We start from the raw sequence: 19422 nt of genomic DNA on the forward strand, positions 1-19422 counted from the left end.
CTCAGATGCCGGTTTGCTTTCTCGTCAGATAAGCATGGCACATTGTTAGGGGGGCGGGTCCATCTTATTTCCTACAACAAGCCAAGCGGGTCATTTATTCGCCCGCGTAGCGTGCTCCTACAGAGAATGTCAGGCTAGAGCGCTATAACCTGATGGCAGGTTTTTTCCACCAGCACCGGATCATGGCTGACCAGCACCACGGAACAGGCAAAGTCCTGCGCCACTTCAACCAACAATTCGATGATCTGTTGACTGGTGATCGGGTCAAGCCGTGATGTTGGCTCATCGGCGAACAGCAGCACCGGATCCATCAGCAGTGCTCGCAACAGCGAGATTCGCTGTAACTCACCCCCTGACACCTCAGTACAACTGCGTTGCAGCAGTTGTGGATTCAGATGCAGGCGTTCTAATAGCGGCGGAATACGGCTAGCATCCAGTCGATGCAGCTTGACCAGATCCATCAGCAGTTGCTGCAAGGTTACCCCCGGTGCAAAAGCCGCGGGCGGGTCTTGATAAAGCTTGAGTAACTGATGCCGGGCAAACGGACGCTGATAGGATACCTTCCCTTGATCAGGTTTTAGATTACCCAGCAACAGATCACCCAGAGTGCTTTTGCCACAACCACTGTCGCCCACCAGTCCGGTTAACTGATGTGGATAGAGCTCAAATGACACATCGTCAAACAAGGGCTTACCACCCCGCGACTTGCCCAGCCCCTCGACCCGCACCAAAGGTGCTGCAGCAGGTAGCGGTTGCTTCACCTGTGTCCAGCTTTGTGGGTCGGCTGCCAGCAATTCGCGGGTATAGTCCGACTGCGGGTTTGCCAGCACGCTTTCTACACGACCTCGTTCCATCACCTGGCCTCGACGCATTACTATCAGATCGCCGCCCAATTGACGCGCCACATCAATATCGTGGGTAATGGTCAGCAAGGCACCCTGATCCAACTGACTTTGCAGTAAGGCAACCACCTGATCCCGGCGACCATAATCCAGGCCTTTGGTGGGCTCATCAGCCAGTAGCAATTGACCTCCAGCCGCCGTTGCTGCCACAAATGCAACCCGTTGTGCCATCCCCCCGGAAAGCTGTGATGGGATTTTGGCTAGCGCTCCTTCCAACCCCAGGCGTTGCAAGGCCTGCTCAGCCAGCACCTCAGCCGCGTCCTGCTCCTGTCCCAGTACATAGTGATGTACCTCGGCCACCTGACGTTTCACCTGCATCACTGGATCCAGTGCATGCCAGGGCTCCTGAGGCAGCATGGAAAGTACCCGACCCCACAGGGCCTGGCGCTCAGATATAGACAAAGAAAACAGTGACTTACCATTAAGACGCACATCACCGCGTACACTCAAGGCTTCAGGTAACAACCCCATAATCGCTTGAGCCAACAGGCTTTTGCCTGCGCCTGTCTGACCCAATATGGTCAAGGGCTGCGACGCTGTCAGGGTGCAACTGAGCGGCTCCAGCAAACGGGTCTCACCGGCATAAACGCTCAGCGCATCGACTTCTAATAACAGATCCTTCATTTTGCTTTCCCCGCCAGCAGATTAAATCCCAGTATCAGCAAGAAAATAGCCAGAATAGGCTGAGCCAATACCCAGGGTGCGTCGCTGTAATAAGGCAGCAACTCCACCACCATTAACCCCAGCTCAGCAACAGGCGGTTGCAATCCGACATACACAAAACCAATGGAAGCCAAAGCCAAGATGGCATTACCGGCACCAAAAGCCGCCAGTGTCAGCACAGAAGGGCAAATAGCCGGCCAGATATGCCGACGAAACAGATACCAGCGACCAAAGCCCAACTGACGCGAGGCTTCCAGTTGAGGACTGCGAATCACCACCTGTGTCTGCGCTCGGACCACCCGGTAGTATTCGATCCACAGCACCAGCGAGATCGCCAGATACAGCACAATAAAGGAACCCGGTGCGATAGCAGCCAGTAACAACACCAGCACCAGACCTGGCAGGGCCAGCAGGGTATTAGCCAGAAAGTTCAGCAACCGCTCGGTCATCCCACCAAACCAGGCAGCACAAACACCCAAGCCAGTACCCAAAACCGCCGCGGTGGTGACACAAAACAGGCTAAGCATCAGCGACAAGCGGATCGCATCACCCATACGCGCCAACATACTGCGCCCAAATTGATCGGTACCCAGCCATTCCTCAGCACTGGGGGCGGCAAGAAAATTAGACAGGTTCTGCCGCGCACTATCGCTCTGATTCAACCAGCCTTCCAGCAGAATGAACAACCCTATACACAGCAAAATGACAGCACCCAGCCACTGAGAAGGACTCAATGCCGGCAGTTTAAACGAAAATCGGTTCATTCAGGTCGCCCTCTCGGATCAATCTTGTAACAGGCCAGATCCACCAACGTATTCAGTGCCACAAATATCAGTCCCATCATCAAAGCGGTGGCCTGAATCATGGGTACATCACGGGAAAAAATCGCATATGCCAGCCCATGACCTATGCCTGGCCAGGAAAACAGTGACTCGATCATCACGATGCCTTCGATTAACCCCACCAGTTGGATCCCCATAAACGCCACAACGGGCACTGAGAGGTTTCTCAAACCATGCTGACGGAAGGTCTGCCATTTTGTCAGCCCTTTGACGCGAGCAAAGCGATAGTAGGGAGATGCAATCACCTGAATCGTACTGTCACGCACCACCCGACTGGACACAGCGGCCAGCGCCAACGCCAGCGAAAAGGCTGGTAACACCCAGTCATTGCCATTACCAAAACCTGCCACGGGGAAGAGTGGCCAGTAAACGGCAAACACCAGAATCAACACCAGACCTATGACAAACACCGGCTGGGCACGCAACAAGGATGACAACACCAGCAGACTACGATCTAACCAACCACGTGCACGCAGACCGGAGGCGATACCCAGTGGAAATGCCAGCAGTGCCGCCAGCAAAATCGCCACAACCGCCAGTTGCAGCGAATGACCCAGTTGATGCTTGATTTCATCGATTACGGGTGCCCCACTGATCAGCGATACGCCAAAATTCAGTTGCAACAGATCCAGCAACCAGTTCAGATAGGCCTGCCAGGCGGGCATATCCAGTCCCAGTTCCTGCCTGACCCAATCCGCCGCCTCTGCACTGACGTTATCCTGGCCATAACGCCCCGCTGCAACCCGGAAAGCCATATCTCCTGGCAGGCTACGCATCAGCACAAAACTCAATGAACCGACGCCCCAGGCCACCATCAAGGCTTGTAACAACCGATTGATCAGAATCCGCTGGATCACTGCGACAACTCCATTTCATTCAGGTAATAGTTGCGCTCAAACGGATCAAAACGAAAATTCTGAACACGCTGATTAACCGCAGTCAGTTGGGTATAAAAGCTGACTGGAATCAGCGGCAGTTCCTCCGCCAGCATCCTGGCGATACCTTGTGAAATTTCACGGGATCGCTGAGGGTCTGTTTCCTCTTCCAGGGTTTTCAGTAAGGCGGGTACCTCCGTGTTGTCCCACTGCATGGCTCCCCAGTCCCCGCCCTTATCTGCACCAAAATCAGCCAACATGACACCCAGCGGATCAGCAATAAAGCCATAGTTTCTGGCGATTAGCGCCATTTCCAGACTGCCATCCTGATGACCCGCGGGTATGGCACTGGAGTTGGTTACCGATACCCTTACCTCAACACCCAGCTCGGCCAACTGAGCCTGAATAGCCGTAGCGACCACCGTCAGTTCCGGGCGATCCGCATAGGTGATCAAATCCAGGCTAAAACGCTGATTATCGCGAACACGCACACCATCCGCACCCAACTGCCAGCCCAGGCCATCGAGCAAGGCCGTAGCTTGTTGCATATCCCGTTCCATCGGCGGCAAGTCAGCCACATGCCAATCGCCCAAAGGCGCTGGAATCAGCTGGTTAGCCTCAGATCCCGGAGCACGTAACACCGCCGCGGCAATACCCGATCTATCCAGTGCCAGACTCAGCGCCTGACGTGCTTCCACCTCTTTGAGGTAGGGGTGGCCACTGTTAACCTTGATTAATATGGATCGCGGTATCAGCTCAGAGTGCAGATTCACATGGCTGACGCGGCTCAAAATGCCGGTACTGGCCGGGTCAATGGTATAACTGATGTCTGTCTGACCACTGCGTGCTTGCAATACACGACTTTCACCACGATGGCCCGTCAGGTACTCAGCCGAAGCAATGGATGCTACCTGCCCCCAGTATTCCTCAAAACGTTCCACTCTTAACTTATGTGGTGGTGCAACAGAGGTAAGACGAAATGAGCCACTCCCTAGCAACTGAGTGACTCGACCTTCTTCATCGAAGGAATCGGGTGAAATCACCACATTGGCATAATGCGCCAGTACCGCCGGCAGCAAATGGTAAGGCGAGCTTAGGGTAATCTCAACAACGCCATCCCCAGCCTGTAGCTGATCGACCGGCACCTGAGCCAGGGTGCCATGCTGCTGACGCGCACCTTCCAGGCTGTTAACTACACTCGTGGCATCCATCAAACGTCCATCATGGAAAACCACGTCATCTCTAAGATAAAAACGCCAGCTCAGTCGATCCTCTGATACCTCCCAGTGGGTTGCCAGACCCGGTAGCAGCTCACCCTCCGGTGACACATCCACCAGGGTTTCCACCACCCCCATGCGGGTAAAAACATAACCATTCTGAGAAGGGTTCAGGCTGGTAAATTCAAACGGTCCACCGACCGTCAAATGGTTATTCGCAGGTTGTGCAAAAATGCTTGAATGGAACAGGATGCCGAATAACATCCCGAACCAGACCAGCCGCTTCAGGTTATGCATGGAAATTTTCCTCAGAGTGGTTTGTTACAAAAGACCAAGGTCAGCACTTTACATTTAAATGATAATGAGTTTCAATAACTAAATGAAATGTTATATTATAACTCATGAGGTCAGCATGAAAAAAGACATACATCCAAAATACGATTATGTGGTATTTCGAGATACCAGCTGCAACCGATCTTTCCGCATCCGCTCAACCTGTCAGTCAAACGACACCATCGTGTGGGAAGACGGAAAAACTTATCCCTTGATTAATCTGGATATTTCCAGTGCTTCACATCCGATCTATACAGGTGAAAAACGTATAGCCAGCAACGAAGGGCAAATTGCTAAGTTCAACAAACGCTTCAAAGCACGCAGCCTGAAATAAGGAGCAACGGTCATGCAAGTTCTCAGTTCACTCAAAACAGCCAAGACCCGCCATCCAGATTGCCAGGTGGTTAAGCGCCGCGGCCGCTATTATGTGATTTGCAAAAGCAATCCACGCTTCAAGGCACGCCAGGGAGGAGTTAATAAGCGTTGATCTTGCGCTACTGACACCCGGTTTACGGTTAGTAGTTTTTAGCGGGGTGACCATGACCCTGGTTTTATCCTGCCAGAGTCATGGCGTTAAATCCTGTTGACTAGGAACGCTGAAGTGCCTGCAGTGCTCTGTTGCGTTTCCACCGAATGAGCAGCGGTGACACCAACGCCAGCAGAATCAGTCCCATAATCAGCAGCGAAAATGGCCGGTCGAAATAGTAGCCCAGCAGATTACCCTTGGACATCACCAAGGACTGCCGGAAGCCGATCTCAGCCATAGCGCCCAGTATCATCGCAAGCACTATAGCGGCGGTTGAGAAGCCGGTTTTTCTCATCAGGTATCCCAGTAAGCCAAAGGCCACCATCACATATACATCAAACATACTGTTGTTGATGGTGTAGGAACCGACAACCGATAGCACCACGATGATCGGTGCAAGAATGGCAAACGGAACCGAAGCCACCTTGACCACCTGTTTTGCCAATGCCAAGCCCACAATACCCATCAATATATTTGCCAGCAGCAGCCCGACAATGATGGCATAGACGATATGGGCATTAACGGTAAACAGCTCATGCCCAGGTTGCAAGCCATGAATGTAGAGGCCCCCGAGCATCACGGCGGTGGCGGCACTGCCAGGAATGCCCAGTGTCAGTAAAGGAATCATGGCCCCACCTGTGACCGCATTATTAGCTGTTTCCGCTGCAGCCAAGCCTTCAATCTCGCCTTTGCCATAGTTTTCTGGGTTTTTGGAACTACGCTTGGCTTCATTGTAGGCCACCCATGAGGCCACATCGCCTCCCGCACCGGGCAAGCAGCCGACCAACACCCCAATGATTGATGAGCGTGAAATTGTGCCCCGAAGTCGTCGCCACTCGGCACGACTGGGAAAGAGGTGGCCGACCAGTTCAGGAGCCGGGGTAAGGTCTTTAGCGCCATGGAGTTTTTCTGCCTGAATCATGACCTGGGAAATGGAAAACAGGCCGATCATGGCAGGAATCAGTGAAATGCCACTCTCCAACTCCCCAACACCAAAGGTAAAGCGAGGGTAAGCGGTCATAACATCCACACCCACCAGACTGATCAACAAGCCTAACAGACCTGCAGCAAGCCCTTTCGCCATTGCACCACTGGAAAGGCTGCCAATAATCGTCAAACCAAAGATGGCGATCAGAAAATACTCGGGGGCGCTGAAGCGTAATGAAATTTGAGCCAAAGGTGGTGCCAACAGCAGTAATGCCACAACACTGACTATACCGCCAATCACCGAACAGATAGTAGAGGTTCCCAAGGCTTTAAGGCCCTCGCCACGCAGCGTCATCTGATAGCCATCCATGGCCGTCGCGGCAGATGCCGGTGTGCCAGGTGTATGGATCAAGATAGCGGTGATAGACCCACCGTAGACGGCAGAAGCATAAATAGCAGAAAGCAACACCAGTGCGGCCACAGGCTGCATGCCAAAAGTGACCGGAATCAGTAACGCGATGCCCATGGTAGCGCTCAACCCAGGCAAAGCGCCGAGAAAAATGCCGCCAAGTACACCGACAAACAGCATCAAGATAACATCCGGAGAGGCTAACTGCGCCAGCACTGACAACAACAGGGTAGTATCGACTTGCATGATCTCTCTCCTTTACAGCAATAACCCAGTGGGAAGGGAGATGCGTAACTGCCAAACAAAGAGCATATAAATAAAGCTATTCATGATGACCAGCACCAACAGCACTTGTAGGTAAGATTTCACCCCGAAATAGAGCATGAAAAATACCGCCGTGAGCGAACTGGCAACAAAAAAGCCCAGAATACTGATCAAGGCCACATAAATGCATAGCGCCACGAACGTGACGATGGGACCGCTTATATTCTCAAACACAGCAAGGTGTTGAGTCCCCTGTTTTTTGCTGGCCAGTGTTTTAACTATGCCAGTCCAAACGATGAACAGCGAAAAAACCGCGAAGGTGACCAGAATCAGTTTAGGAAATACCGCTGGATCAGCAGGCATCTGAGCCGAGAGGCTGTAGAAGGCTATCGAGAAGAGCAACATAACCAATCCGATGACCAGATCAGAGTGTAAAGCTTTCATAAGGCACCCTATTTATTGTTGTAAAGTTTTGCCTAGTTGAATGGATCGCCGTGATGCAATGAGACATCACGGCCTGCTGGACTTACCAGCCCAGTAATTCTCCTAGCGCGCGAACGCCTTCTTCTTCCTCTTCAAGCATTTCGCGATAGGCATCACCGGTACGGATATCTACCTTCAATCCCATTTCTGCCATTTTGGCTAAATGTTCAGGATCTTGCATGCCAGTGATAAAGGCTTCCTGCAATAGTTCCAGTTGAACGGGATCGATACCCTTAGGCGCAGCTATACCTCGCGCCGACCAGGAGATTACTCCTGAATATCCCATCTCCTCAAGCGTAGGAACATCTGGAATAAAATCTGAACGTTCAGGCGCCATGATGGCAATAATCTTTAAATCACCATTGCGATGGGCCATGTTGGTATCACCAACATTAGAGAAATTTACATCTACATGGCCGCCCTGAATCGCGGCGCGCTGCTCAGCTGTACCCGTTGTATGCACAGGCACAAACTGGGTAGCGTAATGGTGATTCATTTTTAGCATGGCAATATGGTCGTCACCATTCGCGCCGGTGGTTGAAGCTGTCAGCGTATTAGACTGAGCAAAGTTAACCAGCTCATCAATATTGTCAAAGCGTGTCTCATTTTTATTAATCGAAATAACGCCATAATCAGTCACATGGTTGGCGATAAGCTCGAAGTTATCCAGATCAACATCACGCCGATACTGTGGATCCATATAGCCAGTAATCAGATTAGGTGTATTAATGTATCCCAGGGTGTAACCGTTATTGGATGAATTGAGCAGTTGCGTCCAACCCACCCAGCCACCGCCACCAGGGCGATTGATAATATTCAGTGGAACTCCCAGCTCACGCTCTACGGCGGGGAACAGGATACGTGCGCCGACGTCCGTATTGCCACCCGCACCAAATGAAATAATCGTAGAGATTGGCCGTTCTGGATAAGAATCTGCCCATGAGATGCTAGCGCACAGAGCAATTGGAAGTGAAATACAGGCAAACATGCCCACTTTTTTTATAGTTTTCATTGTTTTTTCCTCGTTTGCACTGTTGTCTGCAGTGCTTATTTATAGTTATTTAATAACGAAAATGATTAGGTTCTAACGCTTAAGGGGCCGATGTTACATCAGCTGTAATCGCTTTAGTGTGTCTTGTAAACCGAGCAAGTCGACTGTACTGCCGCCTTCCTTGATTTTTGTTCGAAAGTCTTGTTCCGTTTTTTCGCGCAACTGGGTTTCCTGCAGCACCGTGGCGATGTCCTGCCGTGGGACCACAACAACCCCATCGGCGTCACCAAAAATGAAATCACCTGGATTAATCAACGTATCACCAATGCAAATTGGCACATTGATCTTTCCAAGCTGCTTCTTGGCAGTGCCTTTGATGCTAATACCCTGACAAAATACCGGAAAACCGAGTGCTTTAATGGTCTGGACATCCCTAACCGCACCGTTAATCACAAGACCGGCCACGCCTTTCTTGATGGCTTGCTCGGTTAGGATATCGCCCCAGGGGCCAGCTTCTACGAAACGCTTGGCGTCCACCACCAACACATCTCCAGGCTGCACATGCAGTAAGGCATAGTGCAACATAAGATTGTCACCAGGACGAATATCGACTGTAAATGCCGACCCAAACACCTGCATACTGCTACACAGTGGCTTCATGCCACTATCTAAAGCGCCACGGGCGCCTTGTGCTTCATAAATGGAAGCGCTACCGAACTGGCTGAGTTGTGAAACGAGATCGGTAAAGTTGGTTTTATTTATCATTTTTATACTCCTGAGTTGACCTCAGCCTCACTATCATATATTGATTATCTTTAATCAATCAGCTAATTACGCAGGAAAGTTCACTAAAAATGAATCTACGTCAGATACGCTACTTCTGTGAGGTCGTCGATGCCGGTGGAGGCAGTGCCGCGGCAAAACGCTTATTTGTCGCGCCGACAGCCATCAGTGCACAGCTTACGTTGCTGGAACAGAACCTGGGAGGAGAGCTGTTTGATCGCTCAACTCGGCCCATGCAGCTCACGTCACTCGGAAAATTCTTTTACCCTCGGGCAAAAGAATTGTTAATTCAGGCCACACGCTTAGAGGAAGAGTCCAGACAAGTCGCCAGTGGCAGTGGCGGGTGGCTTGGGATTGGCTTTATTCGATCAACTCTTTTTTCATTGTTGCCCTCTGTTATCAAGAATTACCGAGCACAAAATCCAGAGGTTCACCTGGATCTTGTTGAGGTACTGTCTGAATATCAGGAAGAAGGCTTAAGGCAACACCGTATTGATGTCGGTATTTCACGTTTTATCGGCCTGTTCGAACGCCATGCGGACATGCACTATGAAGTGATCATTAACGACCCGTTTATGGCGGCCTTGCCAATTGATCATCCACTTGCGGAGCTTGATACCTTCCCTATCAGTGCCTTCAAGCAACTGCCCTTCATTCTGTACCCTAAGGATCCTCGTAGCCCATTCGGGCAAAAAATTCTGACACATCTTGAGGAAAAAGGCATACGTCCGACGGTAACCCATGAGGCCATTGAAATTCATACCGCGTTGGCGCTCGTAGGTGCCGGGCTCGGTGGAACCCTGGTCAGTGGTTCGATCACGCCAAACAATCGAAGGGATGTGGTCTTTCTACCTGTCGATGACATTGATATCAGTACCACACTTGTTGCGGTCACACGCAAAGACGAAGCCAACCCACTCTTGGATAACTTTATAAAAATGCTTATCGCGAATACAACTACACAAAAAAAGGACGCGTGAAATCGGCCGCTTTACCAAGACGAAGGGCTACTTCTTCAAGCAATGAGACCCGAATACCGCTGTGGTATAACGCGTAGTAGCCGATCGTTGGGGGCTGAGGCAGGGTCTCTAATATCTCCAAATCCTGTGTTTGAGCAAAGCGCTGCACACAAAGTTTTGGCAGCACGCTGATACCACGCCCAGCAGTGACCAAACCGACCAGAGCCAGTAAATTATCGGTGATCTGCACGGGCGAGGCCATTCCTTGGTGTGAAATCCAACGATTCACATCTTGAGCAAACCCGGAGCGCTTGCCCTGACTTATCAGGGTATAGGATTCCAGTTTACTGATGGGCAAAGGCCGCGGCCCATCCACTAAACCAGCCCTGGCCATAAACGCCATTTCCACCTTCTCTAACAGCAGCGTTTCCACACCTGGCTGAGCAAACACTTCCGGGACGAGCGGTATGACCACTAAATCCAGTTCACCATCCTGAAACTGCTGGTAGAGCGTACGGCTCATATCAATAGTGACGTCTAAGCGGATGTCCGGTCGCTCAAGAGTGTATTCCCGCAAAAATCCAGGCAGCCAAGTCAGTGCGGTCAGTTCGGTAAAGCCAATACGGATCCGGTGAAGTTTACTCTCCGGTTGCTTATTGAGTTCACGAATTTTATTGGCGCTATCTATAGTTAGGTAGGCCAGCTCTAGCAGTTGCTCACCCTCTTCGGTTAAACGTGCATTACGCTGTGAGCGATCAAAAATATGCAGTCCTGTTGCCTGCTCCAACTCTGAAATTCTTTTAGAAACAGTTGATTGTGTTGCATTGAGCCGCTGTGAAGCCTTTTCAAATGTACCTAGCTCAACCACCTGTACAAACGTTTCGAGTTGCTTAAGAGTCAGCATAGATGTCCCATATATGAATATTTCGACTTATATTTTATGAATTTTATTCGCTTTTTTGAAAGTATAGAATGCTTTTAACTAGAACACAGGTGCTCAATGGCGTCAGGCCTTAAAAAATACTTCTAACGAGCACCCTACTGCCCTACATAGCTTTAAAACTATAAAAGTAACAAGGAATAAGACGATGAAGGCACAGTTTAAATTCAAGCAAAAATTGATCCTGAGTGCGATGACGGCAATCTTGGTTAGCGGACTGAGTACATCAGCCGTAGCTGAGGACTTCCCCAACAAGCCAATTCAGTTGATTGTCGCCTTCGGTGCCGGGGGTAGTACCGATACGATGGCACGCATCTTCGCGAAGTACGCTGAAGAAGAACTCGGCCAGCGAATAGTCGTGGTTAACAGACCGGGGGCTGGTGGCGAGTTGGGATGGGTCCACTTGGCCAATGCGGCACCCGACGGCTATACCCTTGGCTTAATTAACTCGCCAGTAGTCGAAGTTTATCCTTTCACCCGTGAAGGTACTGTGGGTTATTCCCTTGATGATATTCGCCCTCTGGCCAATATCATTACCGATCCAGGTGTTTTGGCAGTAGCCACCGACAGCCCCTATCAAACGCTGGAAAGTTTTGTAACAGCGGTACGGGAAGATCCAAAATCCGTAGTTGTATCCCACGAAGGCATTGGGGGTGACGACCACCTGGCTGCACTCAACTTTGCCAAAGAAGCTGATATCGACCTTAATTTTGTCTCTTACAGCGGCAATGCTGAAGCAACGGCCGCGCTGCTTGGTGGGCACATTACGGCTTTTGAAGGCAACATGTCGGAAGTGGTAAACCAGATCAATGAGGGCAAAGTACGGGGCTTAGCCGTCTGGTCAAATGAACGAATCGATGCGATTTCGGCTGTCCCGACCGGTAAAGAACAAGGTTATGACGTTCTAGCGGCAGCATCACGCGGCTTTGCTGTACCGGCTAATGTGCCGCAACCAGTGTATGACAAGCTGTTATCTGTGACCCGTGAGGTGGTAGAGAATCCGGAGTTTCTTGCCGAAATGGAGCAGCTTAACATGCCTGTTAACCCTATTTATGGACAAGACTACGTTGACTTCATCCACGAAAGTCATGATCGGCTAAAAGCCCTTTGGGACCAGGAACCTTGGATTGAGCAGTGATTTAAAACCCGTTAGGAGAACTCGCTCTATGCCACTGAACAAAATTGACCGCACCCTGGCCGTTTTGATTGGAGCCTTGTGCGCTGGTGTAGTCTGGGTCGGGCTTGACATGCGCGGCGATGCGGGGGTTTTCCCCGTGATCGCCGGTTCACTTGGGGGGCTTGCCTGTTTGGGCATCGGAGTCAATTCGTTTCGCCGCAAACTCCCTGATGAATCCCAGCCCCCAGTTGCCTGGCAACGTTTCACCCTCTGGGGTCTATGCGTGCTGGGGTTATTAGGGCTGATGATAAGTATTGGAACATTTGTTGCGTTGATTGTATTTCTACTGGTTAGTTTATGCTGCCTGAGTGACTTACGATGGCCCGCGGCCCTAATACTTGCCGTGTCCTTTTCTGCCCTTATCTATGCCGTTTTTGTGCACTTACTTTCAGTCCCTCTACCTGGTGGCGGGCTCTGGAATTGGCTAGCCAACTAACAGCTTTCCTCACAAACACCCAAGAGACTATTTCTATGGATATACTGTTTGTAGCACTCGGTAATATTCTGACACCGATGGCGCTGTTAACCCTGTTACTTGGCACCTTGGCCGGAATGACCATCGGCTCCTTGCCAGGACTTTCTTCAACCATGGGCGTTGCGCTTTGTATTCCCATCACCTTCAGCATGCCGCCAGATCTGGCACTGATTCTACTGGGTGCCGTATACGTTAGCTCAGTTTACGGTGGCTCTATTACCGCCATTCTATTGCGCACCCCTGGCACAGATGCATCTATCGCCACAGCGCTGGATGGCTACCCATTAGCTATGGCTGGACGAGGGGGTGAAGCCATAGGCATGGCTACACTGGCCTCACTTTTCGGTGGGCTCTTCAGTGTGGTTGTATTGATCACTGTTGCTCCTCCTCTTTCGACTGTTGCCCTCGCATTCGGACCACAAGAGTACACGGTTTTAGCTATATTCGGGCTCGTAACCATCGTCGGTGTCGCCTCGGATCAACCTATAAAGGGTGTGCTCTCAGCGGCAATAGGCCTGATATTGGCGAGTGTAGGGCTGGATGCGTTCACTGGTGCGCAGCGCTTTACCTTTGGCCAACGCGAACTGTTTGATGGCGTGCCCTTGCTACCGGTACTCATCGGGCTTTTTTCAGTTTCTCAAGCATTTAATCTGTGCGTACCCAGAAGTGCGGGTGTACTAACCGGTAAAGGGCCCCAACTCCAAGGGCGTAATCTGCCGTTATGGTCCGACATGAAACGCTGCCTACGCACATTATTGCGCTCTTCTGTCATAGGTTCAGTTGTTGGGATTTTGCCCGGCGCGGGCACCAGCATTGCGTCATTTATTTCTTACAACGAAGCACGCCGTCATTCGAGCACACCGGAAAACTTTGGCAAGGGTGAGCTAGAAGGAGTTGCCGCTTCTGAATCAGCAAACAATGCCGTCACAGGTGGTACATTAATTCCTACCCTAACGCTGGGTATTCCTGGGAACGCGGTCACGGCGGTCTTTATCGGCGGGTTAACAATCCACGGGCTAATCCCGGGACCCAGCCTGTTTACCCAACACGCGGAGACAACCTATACCCTAATCCTCTCGCTGTTACTGGCCAACATACTTTTTGCGATTTTGGGATTGTGGCTGTGCCGCTATCTGGTCATTGTCACCAAAGTCCCTGGTGCGGTATTAGGGCCGATGATTCTGGTATTCAGCGTGATCGGTACCTATGCGCTACGTAACGAGATGTTTGACGTCTGGCTGGTTGTCGCTTTCGGTGTGGTGGGCTATTTCATGGAGCGCTGGCGTTATCCTGCGGCCCCCTTAGTTATTGCCCTCATCCTGGGACCAATTCTTGAGGTTAACTTTCGCCGCTCGATGCAAATTTCGCACTGGGACCTGACCACGTTCTTTACTCGGCCACTGTCGCTAACACTTTGCGTTCTGGTAGTGCTGGCTCTGGCGTATCCGTTATGGAGCCAATGGCGTCGACGCAACACCCAGCAATAACTAGACCTTGTACCCAACAAGCAAACCCACATCTAATCATTTGAGATGCTGACAACTATCATGAGTACTACAACTTTTCTCAATACAGCAGCCCCAGCCCATTCAACCCAAGGCGTCCTGTTACCCAATGAACTATTGGCTCAGGTACGGGAGCGTTTCTTACATGTCGACACCTGTCCTTATAGTGGCAAGCGCACCTACTTTGAAAACGCCGGTGGCTCACTGACGCTTAAGTCGGTAGTTACCCAAGGGGCCGACATTGCGGCCATTCCCGATAACGAACACCGCGATAACCCCGCCTCTCATGCTATATCCGCGATAGTCGCTGCGGGTCGCAACGACTTGATGACTTTTTTCGGTACAAGCCCAGACAATGGTGTGATTTTTGGTGGCGAAACAGGGACAGAATGCCTGTTTCGATTAATCCGTGCCGCCGCCCTCTCGGCTGAAGCAGGCGGTAACTTTGTCACCTGCACAATCGAACATCCCGCCACCTATGATGCGACTCGTCAATGGGCCCAACGCACCAACCGTGATTGTATTGAGGTTCCTTTCGATATCGATGCAGGGCGCGTGACGGCCGCACACTATGCCAAGTATGTACGTGCCGATACCCGCATCGCCACCATCCTGCATACCAGTCCAGTAACAGGAATGAGCATGGATATCGCGGAGATAGCCCAAAGCATCCGCCAGATTGCTCCTGAATGCATCATCATCGTTGATGGTATCCAACATGCACCCCATGGTTTACTCAATGTAGAAACCTATGGTGTGGATGCCTATGTTATTTCACCCTATAAGGCGTTCTGTCGTTTTAATAATGGCTATGCCTGGGTGTCCAAGCGCCTGAGCCTAACCGAACACGACAAACTGATAGGCAAACCTGCTGATGCATGGGAATTAGGTAGCCGCGACCCCTCCGCCTTGATCGGAATTAGCGCTATGGTCGACTACCTGGTATGGCTGGGTGGACACTTTACCGATGCGGCTTCACGTCGGGCTGGACTGATCGCGGCAGGCAATGCGATACGTAACCACGAGCGCGCATTAGTCGATCGATTGATTAACGGCAGTACAGGCTTAGCCGGGCTCAGCTCGTATCCTGGGGTAAAACTGATTGGTCCTGCAGACACCCCTCACCGTGAAGGAGTCGTGTCATTTGCAATCGCTGAGTACGAGGCTAAGTATATCGTCGCTGAGCTCGGCAGACGTGGAATACGCGTGCATGCCCGCAGTGATGATGTCTTTTCGGGTAATATTCTCCGCCCACTGGGGCTTAAGGCCGTCACCCGTATCTCGTTAGCCCATTACAACAGTGCAGAAGAAATTGATGCGTGTTTAGCCGCCTTAGAGGAGATCTTGTCGTAAATACAGCGTCCCTTTGAGGCTTTGGGATATGTCAGCACCCTGCCTGCTTATTGTTAAGTGGGCAGGGGCGCAGAAGGTGCTGATGGCACAGCGTCTCAAGCTGTCTGTACCCTGGGCATTTTAAGCCTCAGGTTTAAATACATTTCTGCCCATCACCCCCACATCACCCGTCTGATACTGACTATATCCCAAATTCACTGTGATTTTTTTTAAGACATATTCCCGCATTTAGTGATATTTTAACCACTCAAGCTGAATGGACCTTATGCGCTTATCGAAGCAAATCATGGTCAAAATATCTCGTTAAAGAGAGGATTGCTCATCGTAATGACTCCCTGGTAACCAGGTTGTTGCAATAAAGGAATCGGACTCTATGCAAGAACGCCAGCATGCTGACGCTACAGGACTTCCTTGGCATCATACCCTTGTAGGTAAGGTGGTGATGTTTATGCTGCTAGGCGTATTATTTGCGTATTTGACTGGAGCGTTATCGGGTTTTTTCATGGTGGAACGCGGGGCGCGTGAACAATGGAAGCGCGAAGCCCAGGTTAATGCACAAATTGTCAGCGCGACTATTCGGCGCATTTATACCTCTGTCGCCGTAGCCACGGATGACACCGGCCAAGTCACACATATTATTTCCCAGCGCCCAATTGGTGATGAAGAGTCGGTGCTTGAAACCGGGTTCAGTCCCGTTGATGTCTTGGCTTTGGCTAGTGCACAAACTCGCAATAATGTGTGGTTATTTGCCAAGTCTGCCGATGGTTCCTTCAAGGTCGTGGCCGATGCGCTTAATGGGTCGACAGACTCGCCAGCCAGCTTAACAGTAGCGGCTTGGCAGACAAACACCAACGCCACTGATTTTTATGTTGGATTCGCCAAAATTGGTTATGAAGAGCATTTTATTAGCTCACTGCCCATTGTCAGCGCTGATAACCAATTAATGGGCGTTGTAGCGTCAACCATTGGTCAGAAAGAAGGACTGTACCGGATACACAACGATCTGATTGGCAAAGTTTTTGTGGCACTATTGGTCGTATTGATCGCCACAGCGCTGCTGGTGACTGTGTTGATGCGCCAATTTTTCAAACCCGTTCCTATCCTCGTTAAAGCACTAACAGATATAGCCAGAAATCAAACCACGCACCAAACACCTTATACGGAGCGTAATGATGAAATCGGCGATATGGCCAAGGCTATCAATGCCCTGCGTAAAAAAGTCATTGAACGTGAGCACTTGCTTGAAGTAAAAGACGAAGCCCTTCGTTATCAACATCTTGCCCACCACGATGCTTTGACCAAACTACCCAATCGAGTGCAATTGAATGATGCCCTAAAAGCAGCACTACAGGCCTTAAATCAAGGCATAGTATTTAATGTCATGTTGTTTGATCTCGACCATTTTAAAGCCGTCAATGATAGTTTGGGGCACGGTGCAGGTGACGCACTGCTGGTAGAAGCCAGTCAGCGGGTGCAGACTCTTCTCAACCCAAATGATTTAGTCGCGCGCCTTGGCGGTGATGAGTTTGCCATTATTCAACAGGTGATTGTTAACGCACCGAATGAAGCTATGGCGCTGGCAGGAAATATTGTTTCTGCTCTGCGTAAGCCCTTTCTAATTGATGAGCAGAACATTCAAATCGGCGTCAGCGTGGGTATCTCAAATGCACCCATCGATGGTGACAACAGCCATGATCTGCTGCGCAAGGCCGATTTGGCACTCTATGCGGCCAAGGCGAAGGGGCGTGATTGCTATATGCTCTATACTGAGGGAATGACCATGGACGCCTGGGTCATTGATAAAAGGTAAGACTATGAAATGGCTAATGGCTATATTAGTAACTAGCGCGATAGGGCAAACAGCGGCTGCCCATGACCTGATAGCCTCTTCGCCAACCCTGTCACATATTGTTTCGACTGGGGAAATTACTATCGGGCATCGCAGCAGCGAGATTCCGTTCTCCTACTTGGTTAACGGTCAACCGACCGGCTATGCAATTGATCTTTGCTTAAATGTTATTGAAGGGCTGGAAAAAAACCTGGGCTTAAATGAACTCAAGGTGACCTTTGTACCCGTCACGCCCGCCAATCGGTTTATTTTAGTACGCAATGGTGAAGTGGATATCGAGTGTGGCGTAACCACCAATACGCCGGAGCGCCGCCGCCAAGCGGCTTTCTCTTACCCGCATTTTCTGACAGCCACACGCTATGTATCGTTAGCCGAAAAGCAGATGAATAGCTTGCAGGATTTAGCTGGCCAGAGTGTCGTATCCACAACAGGTACCATTAATATTGCACAGCTCAATGAACTCAATCGTACCCAGGGGCTGAACATTTCGGTGATGCTCAGCCGTGATCATGAGGAAGCCTTTTCCATGGTGGCCTCAGAGCAGGCGTCTGCATTCGTGATGGATGATATTTTGTTAGCCGGTTTAGTGTCGACAGCCACCGACCCTACAGCCTTTCGAATTTCTGACGCCACCCTGAGTAGCCCAGAACCCTATGGCCTGATGATGCCACTTGATGATGCTGTGTTTGTTGAGCAGGTCAATAAAGCGCTAGGCGATATTTATCAAAGTGACACTATTTTCACTCTGTATGAAAAATGGTTTTTACAACCTGTCCCACCCGATAACCATGTACTGAATCTGCCGTTAGCGCCAGAACTTGCCGCTATATTCGCCAACCCCGAACAGCACCAAAAGTGAGGAGGTGTGTGATGCGCCGGAGTTTATTGATCTTAGGCTGTAGCTTACTGGTAATACTGCTCGGTGGAATAACTGCACAGGCGCAGACAACGACACCGATTAATACACTTGAACGGATAAAGGCGACCGGCGTATTGCGTGTTGGCTATGGTGATACAGCTCCCTTCTCTTATGTGGATGAACTGAGCAACGAAGTAGTCGGCTACTCTATCGATATTTGCCAACGTGTAGCTCAACAACTGCAAGTGCAATTGAACCTTCCCTCACTTGATATAACCTATGTACCACGCACACCAAGTAACCGGGTGATGTTGCTGAATAGTGGTGATATCGATATTGAGTGTAATGCCAGCACGAATACGCCTGAGCGTCGGCACAGCGCACAGTTTGCCCTAAGCCATTTTTTTGTTTCCGTGCGCTACGTATCACTGCAGAAGAACAACTTTAAAACCCTACAGGACTTGTCTGGACGTAGTGTCAGCGTAGCACGCGGCACGGTCAATGTCGGTCAGATTAACCAGGCAAATCGCCAGCAACAACTGCACCTGTCGGTTGTTCCAGTTGAAACATTACAGCAAGCATTTAAATTAGTATCCGAGGGCCGCGTAGCTGCTTTCGCTATGGATGATATATTACTCAGCACTATGATTGCTGAATCAGATCATCCTGAAAGATACGCGCTATCTGATGAAGCCGTTTCCCCGATGGAACCTCTGGGCTTTATGATGCGACTGGGTGATGACGCCTTTGCTGAACAAGTGAATACCGCGCTGGAGCAAATATATACCAGTCCGGACATGCCACTGCTATATCAACGCTGGTTTCAACAACCCCTTCCCGGCAAAGGCATAACCCTCAACGTACCGATGAGCACAATGCTAGCTGAACACTTCGTTTCCCCCAGGTAGGAGAAGTATGACTCTTTTGTTGTGGGAGCCCGCTCCGCGGGCGAATGCACAAACAAAACACCTTATCGCCCGCGGAGCGGGCTCCTACAATGGGGGATTCTCTATCCTGTAGGAAATAAGATGGACCCGCCCCCCTAACAATGTGCCATGCTTATCTGACGAGAAAGCAAACCGGCATCTGA

General features: G+C 50.6%; 19 protein-coding genes. 10 read left to right on the forward strand and 9 right to left on the reverse strand.

From position 1 onward, the window contains the following. Window positions 1-134: 134 nt before the first annotated feature. The 4 genes from ACN0R1_RS19755 to ACN0R1_RS19770 are packed head-to-tail and all read right to left on the reverse strand — an operon-like array spanning window position 135 to window position 4796. Window positions 135-1526, reverse strand: coding sequence for an ABC transporter ATP-binding protein (locus tag ACN0R1_RS19755; protein WP_417585899.1), 1392 nt, complete (start codon window positions 1524-1526; stop codon window positions 135-137). Then, window positions 1523-2329, reverse strand: a complete 807-nt coding sequence (locus tag ACN0R1_RS19760) for an ABC transporter permease (protein ID WP_417585900.1) — start codon at window positions 2327-2329, stop codon at window positions 1523-1525. The genes ACN0R1_RS19755 and ACN0R1_RS19760 overlap by 4 nt, the downstream gene beginning before the upstream one ends. Beyond that, entirely contained in the window at window positions 2326-3264 is a 939-nt protein-coding gene (locus ACN0R1_RS19765; RefSeq protein ID WP_417585901.1) for an ABC transporter permease, read from the reverse strand. Before ACN0R1_RS19765 ends, ACN0R1_RS19760 begins: the two co-directional genes overlap by 4 nt. Continuing rightward, a complete protein-coding gene (locus tag ACN0R1_RS19770; RefSeq protein ID WP_417585902.1) occupies window positions 3261-4796 on the reverse strand; it encodes an ABC transporter substrate-binding protein in 1536 nt (511 codons plus the stop codon). Before ACN0R1_RS19770 ends, ACN0R1_RS19765 begins: the two co-directional genes overlap by 4 nt. A 115-nt stretch (window positions 4797-4911) precedes the next feature. On the opposite strand from ACN0R1_RS19770, the gene ACN0R1_RS19775 reads away from it, so the two are divergent. After that, window positions 4912-5166 carry a type B 50S ribosomal protein L31 gene (locus tag ACN0R1_RS19775; RefSeq protein ID WP_151058557.1) on the forward strand — a complete coding sequence of 85 codons (255 nt, stop codon included), beginning with the start codon at window positions 4912-4914 and terminating at the stop codon, window positions 5164-5166. A 12-nt stretch (window positions 5167-5178) separates the two neighbouring features. Beyond that, complete coding sequence (ykgO, locus tag ACN0R1_RS19780; RefSeq protein ID WP_417585903.1) at window positions 5179-5319, forward strand: type B 50S ribosomal protein L36; 141 nt, start codon at window positions 5179-5181, stop codon at window positions 5317-5319. Between the two features lie 100 nt (window positions 5320-5419). Here the strand turns inward: ykgO and ACN0R1_RS19785 are convergent, their stop codons facing one another. The 4 genes from ACN0R1_RS19785 to ACN0R1_RS19800 form a co-directional block, all read right to left on the reverse strand. Continuing rightward, window positions 5420-6940 carry a tripartite tricarboxylate transporter permease gene (locus tag ACN0R1_RS19785; protein WP_417585904.1) on the reverse strand — a complete coding sequence of 507 codons (1521 nt, stop codon included), beginning with the start codon at window positions 6938-6940 and terminating at the stop codon, window positions 5420-5422. Window positions 6941-6952: 12 nt separating this feature from the next. Further along, window positions 6953-7402 carry a tripartite tricarboxylate transporter TctB family protein gene (locus ACN0R1_RS19790; RefSeq protein ID WP_417585905.1) on the reverse strand — a complete coding sequence of 150 codons (450 nt, stop codon included), beginning with the start codon at window positions 7400-7402 and terminating at the stop codon, window positions 6953-6955. A gap of 82 nt (window positions 7403-7484) precedes the next feature. Beyond that, window positions 7485-8453, reverse strand: a complete 969-nt coding sequence (locus tag ACN0R1_RS19795; RefSeq protein ID WP_417585906.1) for a tripartite tricarboxylate transporter substrate binding protein — start codon at window positions 8451-8453, stop codon at window positions 7485-7487. Between the two features lie 93 nt (window positions 8454-8546). Then, the gene (locus ACN0R1_RS19800) at window positions 8547-9197 is read right to left on the reverse strand and encodes a 4-carboxy-4-hydroxy-2-oxoadipate aldolase/oxaloacetate decarboxylase (RefSeq protein WP_417585907.1); all 651 of its coding nucleotides are present in this window, start codon (window positions 9195-9197) and stop codon (window positions 8547-8549) included. A gap of 89 nt (window positions 9198-9286) precedes the next feature. Between ACN0R1_RS19800 and ACN0R1_RS19805 the strand changes: the two genes are divergently transcribed. After that, entirely contained in the window at window positions 9287-10195 is a 909-nt protein-coding gene (locus tag ACN0R1_RS19805) for a LysR family transcriptional regulator (protein ID WP_417585908.1), read from the forward strand. Here the strand turns inward: ACN0R1_RS19805 and ACN0R1_RS19810 are convergent. Beyond that, window positions 10173-11078 carry a LysR family transcriptional regulator gene (locus ACN0R1_RS19810; protein WP_417585909.1) on the reverse strand — a complete coding sequence of 302 codons (906 nt, stop codon included), beginning with the start codon at window positions 11076-11078 and terminating at the stop codon, window positions 10173-10175. The genes ACN0R1_RS19805 and ACN0R1_RS19810 overlap by 23 nt on opposite strands. Window positions 11079-11262: 184 nt before the next feature. Here ACN0R1_RS19810 and ACN0R1_RS19815 point away from each other — a divergent pair, with 184 nt between their 5' ends. The 7 genes from ACN0R1_RS19815 (at window position 11263) to ACN0R1_RS19845 (ending at window position 19240) form a co-directional block, all read left to right on the forward strand. Next, the gene (locus ACN0R1_RS19815; RefSeq protein WP_151058573.1) at window positions 11263-12252 is read left to right on the forward strand and encodes a Bug family tripartite tricarboxylate transporter substrate binding protein; all 990 of its coding nucleotides are present in this window, start codon (window positions 11263-11265) and stop codon (window positions 12250-12252) included. 28 nt (window positions 12253-12280) lie between these two features. Then, window positions 12281-12727, forward strand: coding sequence for a tripartite tricarboxylate transporter TctB family protein (locus ACN0R1_RS19820; protein ID WP_417585910.1), 447 nt, complete (start codon window positions 12281-12283; stop codon window positions 12725-12727). Between the two features lie 35 nt (window positions 12728-12762). Continuing rightward, the gene (locus tag ACN0R1_RS19825) at window positions 12763-14253 is read left to right on the forward strand and encodes a tripartite tricarboxylate transporter permease (RefSeq protein ID WP_417585911.1); all 1491 of its coding nucleotides are present in this window, start codon (window positions 12763-12765) and stop codon (window positions 14251-14253) included. A gap of 60 nt (window positions 14254-14313) precedes the next feature. Beyond that, window positions 14314-15624, forward strand: coding sequence for an aminotransferase class V-fold PLP-dependent enzyme (locus ACN0R1_RS19830; protein ID WP_417585912.1), 1311 nt, complete (start codon window positions 14314-14316; stop codon window positions 15622-15624). Between the two features lie 373 nt (window positions 15625-15997). Then, window positions 15998-17434: a diguanylate cyclase domain-containing protein gene (locus ACN0R1_RS19835; RefSeq protein WP_417585913.1), complete on the forward strand. Its 1437-nt coding sequence runs from the start codon at window positions 15998-16000 to the stop codon at window positions 17432-17434. A 16-nt stretch (window positions 17435-17450) separates the two neighbouring features. Further along, complete coding sequence (locus tag ACN0R1_RS19840; RefSeq protein WP_417585914.1) at window positions 17451-18332, forward strand: amino acid ABC transporter substrate-binding protein; 882 nt, start codon at window positions 17451-17453, stop codon at window positions 18330-18332. Window positions 18333-18343: 11 nt separating this feature from the next. Then, complete coding sequence (locus ACN0R1_RS19845; protein WP_417585915.1) at window positions 18344-19240, forward strand: amino acid ABC transporter substrate-binding protein; 897 nt, start codon at window positions 18344-18346, stop codon at window positions 19238-19240. Window positions 19241-19422: the final 182 nt, after the last annotated feature.

It is taken from the genome of Nitrincola sp. (genome assembly GCF_048264025.1).
Lineage (GTDB): Bacteria > Pseudomonadota > Gammaproteobacteria > Pseudomonadales > Balneatricaceae > Nitrincola.

Coding starts and splice junctions, on each gene's coding strand:
- ACN0R1_RS19755 (WP_417585899.1), bottom strand. CDS start 1,526: ATGAAGGATCTGTTATTAGAAGTCGATGCGCTGAGCGTTTATGCCGGT.
- ACN0R1_RS19760 (WP_417585900.1), bottom strand. CDS start 2,329: ATGAACCGATTTTCGTTTAAACTGCCGGCATTGAGTCCTTCTCAGTGG.
- ACN0R1_RS19770 (WP_417585902.1), bottom strand. CDS start 4,796: ATGCATAACCTGAAGCGGCTGGTCTGGTTCGGGATGTTATTCGGCATC.
- ACN0R1_RS19775 (WP_151058557.1), top strand. CDS start 4,912: ATGAAAAAAGACATACATCCAAAATACGATTATGTGGTATTTCGAGAT.
- ykgO (WP_417585903.1), top strand. CDS start 5,179: ATGCAAGTTCTCAGTTCACTCAAAACAGCCAAGACCCGCCATCCAGAT.
- ACN0R1_RS19785 (WP_417585904.1), bottom strand. CDS start 6,940: ATGCAAGTCGATACTACCCTGTTGTTGTCAGTGCTGGCGCAGTTAGCC.
- ACN0R1_RS19790 (WP_417585905.1), bottom strand. CDS start 7,402: ATGAAAGCTTTACACTCTGATCTGGTCATCGGATTGGTTATGTTGCTC.
- ACN0R1_RS19795 (WP_417585906.1), bottom strand. CDS start 8,453: ATGAAAACTATAAAAAAAGTGGGCATGTTTGCCTGTATTTCACTTCCA.
- ACN0R1_RS19800 (WP_417585907.1), bottom strand. CDS start 9,197: ATGATAAATAAAACCAACTTTACCGATCTCGTTTCACAACTCAGCCAG.
- ACN0R1_RS19805 (WP_417585908.1), top strand. CDS start 9,287: ATGAATCTACGTCAGATACGCTACTTCTGTGAGGTCGTCGATGCCGGT.
- ACN0R1_RS19810 (WP_417585909.1), bottom strand. CDS start 11,078: ATGCTGACTCTTAAGCAACTCGAAACGTTTGTACAGGTGGTTGAGCTA.
- ACN0R1_RS19815 (WP_151058573.1), top strand. CDS start 11,263: ATGAAGGCACAGTTTAAATTCAAGCAAAAATTGATCCTGAGTGCGATG.
- ACN0R1_RS19820 (WP_417585910.1), top strand. CDS start 12,281: ATGCCACTGAACAAAATTGACCGCACCCTGGCCGTTTTGATTGGAGCC.
- ACN0R1_RS19825 (WP_417585911.1), top strand. CDS start 12,763: ATGGATATACTGTTTGTAGCACTCGGTAATATTCTGACACCGATGGCG.
- ACN0R1_RS19830 (WP_417585912.1), top strand. CDS start 14,314: ATGAGTACTACAACTTTTCTCAATACAGCAGCCCCAGCCCATTCAACC.
- ACN0R1_RS19835 (WP_417585913.1), top strand. CDS start 15,998: ATGCAAGAACGCCAGCATGCTGACGCTACAGGACTTCCTTGGCATCAT.
- ACN0R1_RS19840 (WP_417585914.1), top strand. CDS start 17,451: ATGGCTATATTAGTAACTAGCGCGATAGGGCAAACAGCGGCTGCCCAT.
- ACN0R1_RS19845 (WP_417585915.1), top strand. CDS start 18,344: ATGCGCCGGAGTTTATTGATCTTAGGCTGTAGCTTACTGGTAATACTG.